Origin of the sequence: Comamonas sp. 17RB, assembly GCF_030056555.1 — a bacterium.
Classification (GTDB): domain Bacteria; phylum Pseudomonadota; class Gammaproteobacteria; order Burkholderiales; family Burkholderiaceae_C; genus Comamonas; species Comamonas terrigena.
Window position 1 is genome coordinate 112,707 of the sequence record NZ_JASHHY010000009.1, and the last position, 12,624, is coordinate 125,330.

Sequence of the window (12,624 nt, forward strand, 5' to 3'; positions counted from 1 at the left end):
TCAGAGGGTGTCGGTCTGCAGCAGGGCGTGCAGCTGGGCCAGGCCGCTGCGGGCACTGGATTGCAGCGCCGGCAGCAGCGCGAGGGCCGATGGCAGATCGGTTGTATCGGCCAGTTGAGCGGCCAGTTGGCCCAGGCGCTCCAGCCCGAAGGTGGCGACGCTGCCGGCCACCAGGTGGCCCTGCTGGCGCAGCAGGGCAAGATCGCCACAGGCCTGCTCCAGGGTGTCCAGGCGGTGTTCGAGGTCTGCGCTGAACTGTTGCACCAGGGGGGCCAGGCGCGCGTCCGGCACATGGCGGCGCAGCACCTCGATGGCCGCCGCAGCAAAGTCGGGGGCGGGCGCAATGCCGCAGGGCTGCAGCGCTTCCGGCGCCAGCGCGGAGGCACCAAGGCCCTGCTGCAAGGGCGTGGCGCTTTCCCCCAGCGTGCGTGCCAGGGTCTCCCACAGCGTGGCTTCCACAATGGGTTTGGCTACCAGCCCGTTCATGCCGACGTCCTGGCAGTGGCGCAGGTCTTCCGGGCGGGTGTGCGCCGTCATGGCCAGCACGGGCACATGGCGGTAGAGCGGGTGGGCACGCAGGCGGCGGCAAAAGCTCCAGCCATCCAGCCGCGGCATCTGCAAGTCGATCAGGATCACGTCGTAGTGGCCCGGGGCGTGCTGCAGCAGCCGCTCCCAGGCGAATTCGCCATCGCTGCTGCAGTCCAGCTGTGCGCCGCTGGGGCGCAGAAAGCCCTGCAAGACCTCGAGGTTCAGGGCATGGTCATCCACCAGCAGCATGCGCCGCCCCTGCAGTGCCGGAATGGACGGCAAGGCCGAGGTGGTCGCGGCGGTGTCCGGGGCCGTGGCCACCGCCAGGACCGTGGTGAACCAGAAGCAGCTGCCCTGGCCGGGGCGGCTGTGCAGGCCCGTCTTGCCATGCATCAGCTGTGCCAGCCGGTGCACGATGGCCAGGCCCAGGCCGGTGCCGCCAAAGCGCCGGGAGATGGAGGCATCTACCTGAAAGAATGGGCGGAACAGGTGCGCCGCATCGGCACGGGTCAGGCCGGGGCCGGTGTCGGACACGCTCCAGCGCAGCAGCACCTTGGCAGTGGAGGCGGTCGGCAGGGCCGTCACCCGGATGCGGATACGGCCCCGGGCCGTGAACTTGATGGCGTTGTGCACCAGGTTGAGCAGGGCCTGGGTGAGGCGGTACGGATCGCCGCAGATCCAGGGCGGGACCAGGGGGGCGACCTTGCAGTCCAGCTGCAGGCCCTTGGCATGCAGGTCTTCCTGGCACATGCGGCGCACATCGTCGATCACCTGGTCCAGCGCGAACACCGTGTGCTCCAGCGTGACCCGGCGGGCGTCGAGCTTGGAGAAGTCCAGCACGTCGTTGGCCAGGCTGCGCAGCAGCCGGCCGGCGCGGTCCAGGTTGTCCAACTGCTGCTGCTGTGCCTGGGGCAGGGACGCGCGCTGCAGCAACTGGGTCATGCCCAGCATGGCATTCAGGGGGGTGCGGATCTCGTGGCTGATGGTGGCCAGAAAACGGGACTGTTCCAGCGCAGCGGTTTCCGCGGCCTGCTTGGCCTGGGCCAGCGCCAGGGACTGGTTCTTTTCCTGGGTGATGTCCAGCCAACCGCCGTTGAACAGGACGCTGCCATCCGGCAGCCGCCGGGTGCTGGCCAGGATCTTGAACCAGGTGGCGCCGGGCAGCCGTGGCGGGGCCACCAGCAGGTCGTGCGTGACCGATTCCAGCGTGTGCACGCTGCGCATGAACTGCTCCCACAGCGCCGGTTCCTGGTGGGGGGTGAGTGCGTGGCGCACCACCGCTTCCCAGCGCGGTGTGACAAAGCGCAGATCACTGAGTCCCTCCCGCGTGAGGTGCAGCTGGAAGATGGCCACCGGCACCGCGCCGGTCAGCTCCAGCAGCTGCTCCGAGAGCAGCTGCGAGGCCTGGGCTTGCAGCACCTGCGCCGACAGCATCTCGTTGTGGAGCATGCTGTCGCGAAAGCCCTGCAGCGTCATGGCCATGGTGCCCACTTCATCCTGGCGCTGCTGGGGCAGGGGAGGGAGGTGGTAGTCCCGCCGCAGCAGGCGCTGCATGCTGCGCGTCATCTGCGCAATCGGCTGGGAAATCCAGCGCACGGCGGAGGCTGCGGACAAGGCGCTGACCAGGCAGATGGCGGACACCACGGCCAGAATGATCAGCACGATGGCTTCCTGGCGGGCCACGCGCTGGGCTTTGCCCAGGTCGGTATAGAGCTTCTGGGTGAGGTACTGCAGCCGCTCGATGTCCTGGCGCAGGATGCGCATGGCGGGCGTGAAGTTGTATTCGATCAGTCCCTGGGTCAGATCGTGGTCGTCGGTAGATGCGGCATCCACCACGGCATGGCCCAGCAGGAACAGGCGCTGGGAGCGCTGGTCCAGAAACTCGATTTCCAGGGCCAGCTCCGGGGAGCGGCGGGCAATGCTGCTGAGCTCGTGGCGCAGGTCCATCTGGATCTGCAGCAGCTGCTGGCGGATCTGCGACAGGTCGAACAGCTCCTGCGCGGCAGGGGCGCTCAGGATCTCGCGCGTGGCATCGCTGAGGTAGACCGCAATGGTGGCCAGCTGCAGGGTGTTCTGGGTCTCCTGGTTCAGCCGCGTGTAGTAGCGCGCGTCCACCTTCTGCCAGAGCAGCATGGCGCTGATGGCAATCACGGCGGAGAGCGTGCCCGTCAGGCCGACCAGGGCCGCCGTCTTGGTGGCCAGGGGCAGATTGGCCAGCCACCGGCCCAGGCGCTGGCGTGCCGACCACCGCATCTGCGCAGCGCGCTCTGGCAAGGCCATGGGATCCGGGGCTTTCATGCGGTGCGGAGGGGGAGGATGGGTTGGGGGGCGGCAGCCAGGGCACCCCGGTGGCAGCACCGTGCTGCGGTACCGGCCGATTCTGCCGTGCTTACAGCCGTTCCAGGCGGTAGCCGGTGCCGTAGACCATCTGCAGGGCGAACCGGCAGGGGTGCTGGGGGTCATGGCTGAGGCCCAGCTGCAGCTTGCTGCGCAGCTGGGAGATGTGCGTGTCCAGCGAGCGGGTTTCCACCGCCGGCTTGCCTTGCCAGAACAGCTGGTGCAGTTGCTGGCGGGTGACCAGCTGGCCGGAGTGGCTGAACAGGTGCTGGGCGATGGCGTATTCCCGTCCCTTGAGGGCGACACGCTGGGCGCCGAATTCGACGTGGCGGCCATCCGGGTCAAAACGGTAGGGGCCGAACTGCGGCGTGTGCGGGCGGCCCGCGCGGTAGGAGCGGCGCAGCAAGGCCTGGACCCGGGCCATGAAGACCGGCAGCTGCAGCGGCTTGGACATGAAGTCGTCGGCACCGGCTTCCAGGGCCTGCACCAGGTCGCGCTCCTGCTGGCGCTGGGTGGCAAACAGGATGGGCAACTGGGCGCCATAGTGCTGCCGCGCCGCCCGGACCAGCTCCGGGCCCTGCATGTCGGGCAGCAGCCAGTCCACCACCAGCATGCCCAGATCCGGGTTGCAGCCCGGCTCCAGGAAGGAATGGGCATCGGGGAACAGGCGCACCTGGTGGCCCGCGTGTTCCAGTGCTGCCTGCAGCAGACACTGCATGCTGCTGTCGTCATCCACTATGGCTATCAGCATGGTGTCCTCGGATGGAAAGCCCAGAGCGTACCGCTGTCTGGTGAACGTTGAAACAAAATGTTTCAATATCCGCCATTCAAATCGCCAATGGTTCTTCTTCCATGGTCAGGACCTGGGACAGCAGGATAGAAGTTTGTTCCAGCCAGTAGGCTTCGGTTCCAAACCAGGGGAAGGCGCGGGGAAACGCCGGGTCCTGCCAGCGCTGGGCGAGCCAGGCGCTGTAGTGGATCAGCCGCAGCGTGCGCAGCGGCTCGATCAGGCGCAGCTCGCGCCGGTCGAAGTCGCGCAGCTGCTCATAGCCTTCCACCAGGGTGGACAGCTGCTGGCTGCGCTGGCGCCGGTCGCCGGACAGCAGCATCCACAGATCCTGCACGGCCGGGCCCATGCGGGCATCGTCCAGGTCCACGAAATGGGGGCCGCCCTGGCCGTTGTCGCCCACCGGCGTCCACAGGATGTTGCCGGGGTGGCAGTCGCCATGCAGGCGGATGGCGCGCAGCGGGGTCTGCGCCAGCGCGTCGCGGGCCATGGCCAGTGCTGCCTCGCAGGCCGCCTGCCAGCGCGGCCGCACATGGGGCGGGATGTCGCCATGGGCCAGCAGCCATTGCAGCGGGGCGGTGCCCATCTGCTGGGCATCCAGCGTCGGCCGGTGGACAAAGTCCTGCTGCGCCCCGACGCTGTGCAGGCGGGCCAGAAAGCGGCCAATCCATTCCAGTGTGTCCCAGTCGTCCAGCTCCGGCGTGCGCCCGCCGCGCCAGGGGCTGACGCTGAAGGCAAAGCCTGCATGCTGGTGCACGGTGCGGCCCTGCAGCTCCAGCGGGGCGACCACGGGGACTTCGGCCTGCACCAGCTGGCGCGAGAAGTCATGCTCCTCGGCGATCTGTGCTGCATTCCAGCGCCCGGGCCGGTAGAACTTGGCCACGACTTTGCTGCCATCGTCCAGACAGGCCTGGTAGACGCGGTTTTCGTAGGAGCCCAGGGCCTGCAGGCGGCCGTCGGGCCACAGCCCGGTGCTGGACAGGGCGTCCAGCACGCAGTCGGGCGTCAGCTGCGCATAGGGGTGGGCGGATTCGGTGGTGCTCATGCGACCACATTGTCGTGCGCGTTCAGGGCCGCAAATGGCAGATGTTGTTTCACCAGGATGACGGTGCAGGGTGCATCGCGGGCCACGCGCATCGGCACGGTGGCCACCAGACGCTGCATCTGCAGGCCGTGCGTGGCGGCCCCCAGGATCATCAGCCCCACGTTGTTGCCTGCGGCATAGCGCACCAGGGCCTGGGCCACGTCGGTGGCTTCCAGCACGTGGTAGCTGACACCATGGCCGTGCAGGTCCAGCGGCTGTGCCCACTGCTTGAGGCGCGAGCGGTGCTGCCGGTGCAGCGTGGTTTCGCTGCGCTGGGCATCGGTGCTGCTGCTGGCCGAGGGGGAAATCACCGTCACCACGGCCAGCCGGGCGCCGGGGCGTATGCCCAGCGAACGGGCCACGGCCTGGCGCAGCGAGTACAGCGTGGCGTCCGTCACGTCCTGGTGGGGGACGGCCACCATCAGGATGGGGCGTTCGCCGATCTGCTCGCTGGGCAGGGGGCTGGGGCGGTATTCCATGCCCGCCGCGCGCACCCAGCGCCGCAGCTTGGCGCCCAGGGACAGGCCGTGCAGCCGCTGGCTGCGTTCGGTCAGCGGCACCTGTTCGGGGTGCTGCAGGTCGAAGGCCAGCTGGGCGGCCGTGGGGTAGCGCTGGGCGGCCTCGGGCTCCAGGCAGCGCAGGATGATTTCCTGCATCCATTCCGGCAGGTCGGGGCGCAGCGCGCGCGGCGGCTCGGGCGCCATCCACATGCGCTGGCGCAGGCCGCCGCTGGTGGCCGGATTGCCAAAGGGCAGCTCGCCGGTGACCAGCTCGTACAGCATCACGCCGATGGCGAAGATGTCGCTGCGCAGGTCCCCGCGCACGCCCACGATCTGTTCGGGTGCCATCCAGGCGGGCGAGCCCACGGCCTTGCGCAGCTCTTCGGCCAGCAGGTCGGGGTAGTGGGCGTGGCAGGACAGGCCAAAGTCCAGCAGCACGGCGGCCCCGTCTTCCTTGATCAGCACGTTGCCGGGCTTCAGGTCCAGGTGGCAGCAATTCTGCTGGTGCAGGCTGTGGGCGGCCTGGGCCATGGCCGTTCCCAGCTGGGCCACCTGGTGCAGGCTGGGGCGCTCGGGCTGGTCCAGCCAGTGCTGCAGCGTGTGGCCGTGCACCTGCTCCATCACGATGTAGGGCAGGCGCAGCAGATCGCCTGCGGCCACAAAGTGGGGCACATGCGGGCCGGTCAGCACGGGGTGGATCTGCAGCTCGACCTCGAAGCTGACGATGTTCTCGGCCCCGTCCCCGGCCGTCATGCGCGGGATCTTCATCACCAGCGGAAAGCCGGGGCCGCTGGCGGCCTGGCGCGCACTGGCGTATTCCACGGCATAGATGTGGGCCATGCCGCCTGCGTGGATGCAGTCGAGGATGCGGAAACCGTCGACTTCGGTGCCGGGTGCGAGTTTTTTCATCGTCCCTCCTGCAGGCGCAGGGCAAATGCTTCGGGCAGGGGCGTGGCGCGCACCGCGCGGGCGGCGGCCTCGTGGTCGTAGGCCACGCGGTGGAATGTCAGGGTGAAGGCCATTTCGTCGAACAGCGCGTACATGGCGCGCGTGTCCCCATCGCGGGGCTGGCCGCAGGAGCCGACGATGGCCAGCCATTGGCGGTAGGGCGGCACAGGCACGGGCACGCCGGGCTGGGGCGTGAAGCGCATCAGCTTGGCCGTCGGGGTCAGAAAGTACAGCGCCTGCTCGTGCACATGGCCGCTGAAGACATAGCGGATATTGGGATCCAGCTGGGTGGCGGCACTCATGCTGCGCTCGGCCGCTGCGCTGTTGTCCACGTAGTGCCAGCGCTGCGGGCCGTCGGCACTGGCATGCACCAGCAGCACCTGGCCGGCCTGGAAGGTCAGCGGCAGTGCGCCCAGAAACTGGCGCTGCGCAGGGCTGAGCTGGTCGTGGGTCCACTGCGCGCCCTGGGCGCCCACATGGGTCACCTGTTCGGGCGGGTTCACGGCAAGGGCATCGTGGTTGCCTTGCACGGCCCAGGCGCCTTGCGCCACTTCCTGCATCACCTGTTCCAGCACGGCCGCGGGTTCGCCGCCATAGCCCACCAGATCGCCCAGAAAGGCGACGCGCGTGGCGCCCTGGGCCCGCGCGTGCGCGAGGCAGGCCGTCAGGGCCTGGCGGTTGGCATGGACATCGGAGATCAGTGCGAGCTTCATGCCGCCCATCTTGGGCGCCCAAGCTGGCGGTGGGCTTGCAAGCGGCCTACGGGTTTGACCTAGGGTGCAGGCGAAGGGATGCAAAAAAGTGAGCGGCAGGGTTCTGTGCTTCCAATGCGCACACCATGAACAGCTTGGAACATCGGGCGTAACGGATGCCGGGGGCGGCTGTGTGAGGCGGGGCCTGCACTGGCACACTGCGGGCATGTCCGATGCTTTCCCTTTGTCCCAGCCCTGCGAAGACCGCGACTTTGCGGACTGGCACCAGAACTGCCCCTGGTGCGCCGTGTGGGTGGTGTGGATTGCCTCCGAGGCCGTGGATGCCACCATCCAGGCGGCCCGCCACGCGCTGGGCGATGCGTTGCTGCCGCGCTACGCCCGCCAGCCCCACCTGACCGTGGCCTACCGCGGGCTGTGCGACGAAATGGCCCATGTGGCGGCCGAATTCGGCCCTGCCCAGCTGCAGGCCGATCTGGCGGCCTTGCAGGCGCTGGCCCAGCTGCCGTTTGCCGTGCAGCTGCAGGGCGTGGGCAGCTTCACCACCGTGCCCTATCTGGGCGTGGGGCAGGGGGCGGACATCCTGGCGCGCTTGCACGACGCGCTGGTGCCCTGGCCGCCGGCGCCGGGCTGGCATTACGTGCCGCATGTGACGCTGGGACATTACGCACGGGCCCTGCCGCTGCTGTGGGCCGTGGACCAGTTGCATACCGTGGGCGTGGGCCAGCCCCTGCTGCCGCTGGAGGTGCAGCAGCTGGCGCTGGTGCGCTATGCCAGCCATGACATTGCCGGGCCGCTGGTGCTGGAAGGGCTGTGGGATCTGCAGCAGCAGCGCTACCTGCCGCAGCCCGGTGCACTGTGGGGAGCAGGCTGACGCGCCCATGAAAAAACCGGGCGCCAGGCCCGGTGGGGTTGCGGAGCGGCAGACACTCCACGCCCTTTGCCGCGCGCTGGCTCTGCGGCGAAGTGCCACAGAGCCAGCTTCAGGCGATCTTCAGGCGATCTTCAGCGTCACGTCGATGTTGCCGCGCGTGGCGTTGGAGTAGGGGCAGACCTGGTGGGCGGTGTCCACCAGTTGCTGGGCCTGGGCCGGGTCCATGCCGGGCAGGTGGATGGTCATGCGCACGGCAATGCCATAGGCCTGGCCCACGGGGCCCAGGTCCACTTCGGCGTCCACGGCCAGATCCTGGGGCAGTGCCAGTTTCTGGCGTGCCGCCACGGCCTTCATCGCGCCGATGAAGCAGGCGGAATAGCCGGCGGCAAACAGCTGCTCGGGGTTGGTGCCTTGGCCGGCACCGCCGGGGGAGGACAGGGCAATGTCCAGGCGGCCATCGTCGGTGCGCGAAGCGCCATCACGTCCGCCCGTGGTGTGGGCATGGGCGGTGTAGAGAACTTTGTCGAGCTTTGCCATGGTGTCTTCCTATGCAAGAGTGTCCGGCAGTGCGGACGGGTGGAGGAAATCGTCTCTCTTCATTACCGGCGCGGCACCAGCTGTGCACGCAGGGCGTGGAGCTGGCCGGTGAGCGCCTGCAATTCGGGCAAGGTGCACTGCGTGCTCTGCAGCACGCAGGCGGGGATTTTTTCTGCCGCACTGCGCAGCGCGCGGCCGGCGTCGGTCAGCGCGATGCGCACGCGGCGCTCGTCCTGCGCATCGCGCAGGCGTGTCAGCAGGCCCGCCGATTCCAGCCGCTTGAGCAGCGGGGTCAGCGTGCCGGAGTCCAGGTACAGGCGTTCGCCCAGTTCCGACACCATGAGCTGGTCGCCTTCCCAGAGCACCAGCATGACGAGGTACTGCGGGTAGGTCAGGCCGATGTCTTCCAGCAAGGGCTTGTAGAGCTTGGTCATGGCCAGCGATGCCGAGTACAGCGCAAAGCAGACCTGGTTGTCCAGCTGCAGCAGTCGGGCACTGTCGGGGAGGAGGTCGGAGTCGGAACGCATGGGTAAATTATTGCCTGCAATTAAATTGTGCGCAATTTAATTGCGATGCCCATGCTGCCAGCAGGGCGGAATGCCGGCCACGCCACGCCACACCACGCTGCGGCCGGCATGGCTGCGGCTAGGTTCCGGTGAACCGTGCCGGACGCTTTTCGATGAAGGAGCGCACGCCTTCGGCCGCGTCGTCGCTGTGGGCCAGGCGCTGCTGCACGGGGATGAAGTCCGCCACGGCCGCAGCCTGGCCCAGCTCGATGGCCTTGAGCACGTTCTGGCGCGTGGCCACCACGGCCTGCGGGGCCTGCTGGGCAATACGTTCGGCAATGCGCAGGGCTTCGGCCAGTTCCTGGCCGGCGGGCAGCACTTTCTGTACAAAGTTGCAGCGCAGGGCTTCGGCACTGTCGAACTCGTCCCCGGTCAGCAGGTGCAGCATGGCATTGCCCACCCCGGCACGTTCGGCCATGCGCAAGGTGGCACCGCCCGTGGGCATGATGCAGCGCTGCACTTCCAGCTGGGCAAAGCGGCAGTTGTCGGCCGCCACCACGATGTCGGCGCCCAGCATCAGTTCGATGCCCACGGTGAAGCAGATGCCCTTGACCGCGGCCACCATGGGCTTGGCGCGGCGGCGGTAGCCCACCAGGCCATAGTCGTGTGGCTCCACCAGCCCGGGCGGGATGGCTTTCTTGCCGCCCTTCAGATAGGCCGACATGATGGGCAGGTCCAGGCCGGCGGTGAAGTGCTCGCCAAAGGCGTGCAGCACGCCCACGCGCAGCGCCGGCTCGTCGTCCAGCCGGGTGTAGGCCTCGGCCAGCTGCTGGAACATGGCGGGCGTCCAGCCATTGCGTTTGGCCGGGCGGTTGATGCCGATCAGCAGCACATGGCCGCGCACTTCGCAGTGGATGCTGCCCTCGGGTGGGGGCGTCGGGGTTTCGATGGCAAGGGGCATGACAGGTCTCCTGCGCCGCACCTTAGGGTGCCCCACGGCCGGGCGCAGTCGCCCAGAAGACGAAAAGCCCGCGACCTGTCTCGCAGGTGTCGCGGGCTTGGCAGCGAAAACCGGCGGTGGCGCTGCGTCAGCGCACACCGGCCAGGGTCGCTTTAGTAGGTGTACACACCCTGGCCGGTCTTGCGGCCCAGGCGGCCGGCGGCCACCATTTCACGCAGCAGGTAGCTGGGGCGGTACTTGCTGTCGCCGAACTCTTCCAGGTAGACCTCCATCACGGCCAGGCACACGTCCAGACCGATCATGTCGGCCAGGGCCAGCGGGCCGATGGGCTGGTTGCAGCCCAGCTTCATGCCGGCGTCGATGTCTTCGGCGGAGGCCGTGCCTTCGCTCAGCACCTGGAAGGCTTCATTGATCATGGGCACCAGAATGCGGTTGACCACAAAGCCGGGGGCGTTCTTGACGGTGATGGGCGACTTGCCCAGCTTTTCCGACAGGGCCTTGACGGCGTCGTGCGTGGCGTCGCTGGTCTGCAGGCCGCGGATGATTTCCACCAGCGCCATCATGGGCACGGGGTTGAAGAAGTGCATGCCGATGAACTTGTCGGCGCGCTGGGTGACGGCACCCAGCTTGGTGATGGAGATCGACGAGGTGTTGGTGGCCACCAGCACGTCGTCATCCAGCAGCGCGTCCAGCTGCTTGAGGATCTTGACCTTCAGCTCGTAGTTTTCGGTCGCGGCTTCGATCACCAGCTGGGCGCCCTTGAGGTCGTCATAGCTGGTGGAGGTCTTGATCAGCGACAGGGCCTTTTCCTTGTCGGCGGCGGTGATCTTTTCCTTCTTGATCAGGCGGTCCAGGCTGCCGGACACGGTGGCCACGCCTTTTTGCACGGCGGCTTCGGAAATGTCCACCATCACCACGTTGATGCCCGACACGGCGCATGCCTGTGCGATGCCGTTGCCCATGGTGCCTGCACCCACGATGCCCACTGTCTGGATTGCCATATGAAAAGTCTCCTGAGAAAGAAAAAAAGCTCGGGCGAGATGGTATCGAAATTCCGTGGCATCCCCGTTAATGTGTAGCCCACTGTGCTGCTCGACAAGGCACGGATGGGACATATCCAATGCGAGACTACATCGTGATCGGGGGAGGGGCTGCGGGCTCGGTGCTGGCCGCGCGGCTGAGCGAGGAGCCTGGCACCCAGGTCTGCCTGCTGGAAGCGGGGCCGGAAGACGCCAGCCCGCTGCTGCGCTGCCCGGCAGGCCTGGCGCTGCTGCCCAAGACGGGGCAGTACAACTGGGGGTTCGCCACCACCCCGCAGTCCGGTCTGAACGGGCGGCGCGGTTACCAGCCCCGGGGCAAGGTGCTGGGCGGCTCCAGCGCGATCAACGCCATGATCTATATCCGGGGGCTGCCGTCCGATTTCGACTTCTGGGAGTCCGCAGGCAACCCGGGCTGGGGCTGGGACGACGTACTGCCGTATTTTCTGCAGGCCGAAGGCAACAGCCGGGGCGCAGACTGCTGGCATGGCGCAGAGGGGCCGCTGCAGGTGAGCGATCTGCAGTCGCCCGACGCGCTGAGCCAGGCGTTTGTGCAGGCCGGCATGCAGGCGGGCTACCCGCGCAACACGGACTTCAATGGCCACAGCATGGAGGGCGTGGGCCTCTACCAGGTCTTCCAGCGCCAGGGCGCACGCTGCAGCGCCTACCAGGCCTATCTGGCGCCGCACCGCAGTCGCCCGAATCTGGAAGTGCGCACCGGCGCCCAGGTGTTGCGCATTCTGCTGGACGAAAACCGCCGCGCCTGCGGGGTGGAGGTGCTGTGCGGCGGCCGGCGCGAAACCCTGCACTGCCGGCGCGAGGTGCTGCTGTGCGCCGGCGCGCTGCAGTCGCCGCAGCTGCTGATGCTCTCCGGCATCGGGCCGGGGGCGCATCTGCACGCACTGGGTGTGCCGGTGCAGGTGGACCTGCCCGGCGTGGGGGCGCACCTGCACGACCACCCGGATGTGACGGTGGTGCACAGCCTGCCGGGCACGGCGCTGGGCGTGGGGGTGTCGTTGCCCGGCCTGCAGCGCATTGCCCGGGGCGCATGGGAGTGGCGCCAGCACCGCACCGGCATGCTGACCAGCAATCTGGCGGAAGCGGGTGGCTTCATCCGCAGCCGGCCTGCAGAGCCGGAAGTGGACCTGCAGCTGCATTTCCTGCCCGGCAAGCAGGCCGACCATGGCCGGGGTCACACCTGGGGGCATGGTTTCAGCTGCCATGTCTGTGTGCTTCAACCCGCCAGCCGGGGCCAGCTGCGGCTGGCCAGCCCGGACCCGCTGGCGGCGCCGTTGATCGACCCGCAGTTCCTGTCCCATCCCGACGACATGGCGCGCCTGGTGCGCGGGGTACAGCGGGTGCGGGAGATACTGCGCCAGCCGGCGCTGGCGCAGCTGGGCGGACGGGAGATGGCGGAGCTGGACGCGGTGCAGGACGAGCGCGCCATCGCAGACTGGGTACGCAAGCGGGCCGATACCATCTACCATCCGGTGGGCACCTGCCGCATGGGGGTGGGTCCGCAGGATGTGGTGGACAGCCAGCTGCGCGTGCATGGCGTGCAGGGGCTGCGGGTGGTCGACGCCTCGGTGATGCCGCGCATCACCAGTGGCAACACCCAGGCCCCGACGGTGATGATTGCCGAGCGTGCCGCTGCGCTATTGCGCCATTTCGCCGCAGCGTGAAGCGCCGAGGTGAGCGCCTGCTTGGGGTGCAGGGCTGGCAGGGGTGTCCGGAATTGTTGCAGCGCAATAATTTATCGGGGTATAAAGCGTCATAGTCGTTTTGCGCAGCTTTGACTTGTGTCAAGCAGGGCGG

The 12,624-nt window shown here is 68.1% G+C and carries 11 protein-coding genes; 2 read left to right on the top strand and 9 right to left on the bottom strand.

What is annotated here, in order from left to right:
- The 5 genes from QM470_RS16775 to QM470_RS16795 form a co-directional block, all read right to left on the bottom strand.
- A complete protein-coding gene (locus QM470_RS16775) occupies positions 1 to 2,826 on the bottom strand; it encodes an ATP-binding protein (RefSeq protein ID WP_283340045.1) in 2,826 nt (941 codons plus the stop codon).
- Between the two features lie 91 nt (positions 2,827 to 2,917).
- The gene (locus QM470_RS16780; protein WP_283340046.1) at positions 2,918 to 3,616 is read right to left on the bottom strand and encodes a response regulator transcription factor; all 699 of its coding nucleotides are present in this window, start codon (positions 3,614 to 3,616) and stop codon (positions 2,918 to 2,920) included.
- A gap of 76 nt (positions 3,617 to 3,692) precedes the next feature.
- Positions 3,693 to 4,697, bottom strand: a complete 1,005-nt coding sequence (locus QM470_RS16785; protein ID WP_283340047.1) for a serine/threonine protein kinase — start codon at positions 4,695 to 4,697, stop codon at positions 3,693 to 3,695.
- A complete protein-coding gene (locus QM470_RS16790; protein ID WP_283340048.1) occupies positions 4,694 to 6,145 on the bottom strand; it encodes a serine/threonine protein kinase in 1,452 nt (483 codons plus the stop codon). The genes QM470_RS16785 and QM470_RS16790 overlap by 4 nt, the downstream gene beginning before the upstream one ends.
- A complete protein-coding gene (locus tag QM470_RS16795) occupies positions 6,142 to 6,897 on the bottom strand; it encodes a metallophosphoesterase family protein (protein WP_283340049.1) in 756 nt (251 codons plus the stop codon). The genes QM470_RS16790 and QM470_RS16795 overlap by 4 nt, the downstream gene beginning before the upstream one ends.
- 205 nt (positions 6,898 to 7,102) lie before the next feature.
- Here QM470_RS16795 and QM470_RS16800 point away from each other — a divergent pair, with 205 nt between their 5' ends.
- Positions 7,103 to 7,768 (top strand): 2'-5' RNA ligase family protein, encoded by a 666-nt coding sequence (locus QM470_RS16800; RefSeq protein ID WP_283340050.1) that lies wholly within the window; start codon positions 7,103 to 7,105, stop codon positions 7,766 to 7,768.
- Between the two features lie 120 nt (positions 7,769 to 7,888).
- Here QM470_RS16800 and QM470_RS16805 read toward each other — a convergent pair whose 3' ends face one another.
- From QM470_RS16805 to QM470_RS16820, 4 genes are all read right to left on the bottom strand, one after another.
- Complete coding sequence (locus tag QM470_RS16805; protein ID WP_283340052.1) at positions 7,889 to 8,305, bottom strand: organic hydroperoxide resistance protein; 417 nt, start codon at positions 8,303 to 8,305, stop codon at positions 7,889 to 7,891.
- Between the two features lie 62 nt (positions 8,306 to 8,367).
- Positions 8,368 to 8,832 carry a MarR family winged helix-turn-helix transcriptional regulator gene (locus tag QM470_RS16810; RefSeq protein WP_066541143.1) on the bottom strand — a complete coding sequence of 155 codons (465 nt, stop codon included), beginning with the start codon at positions 8,830 to 8,832 and terminating at the stop codon, positions 8,368 to 8,370.
- 118 nt (positions 8,833 to 8,950) lie between these two features.
- On the bottom strand, positions 8,951 to 9,772 hold the full coding sequence (locus QM470_RS16815) for a crotonase/enoyl-CoA hydratase family protein (RefSeq protein ID WP_066541141.1): 822 nt from the start codon (positions 9,770 to 9,772) through the stop codon (positions 8,951 to 8,953).
- Between the two features lie 152 nt (positions 9,773 to 9,924).
- Complete coding sequence (locus QM470_RS16820; protein ID WP_218334165.1) at positions 9,925 to 10,773, bottom strand: 3-hydroxybutyryl-CoA dehydrogenase; 849 nt, start codon at positions 10,771 to 10,773, stop codon at positions 9,925 to 9,927.
- 119 nt (positions 10,774 to 10,892) lie between these two features.
- Between QM470_RS16820 and QM470_RS16825 the strand changes: the two genes are divergently transcribed.
- On the top strand, positions 10,893 to 12,491 hold the full coding sequence (locus QM470_RS16825; RefSeq protein ID WP_283340053.1) for a GMC family oxidoreductase: 1,599 nt from the start codon (positions 10,893 to 10,895) through the stop codon (positions 12,489 to 12,491).
- Positions 12,492 to 12,624 lie beyond the last annotated feature (133 nt).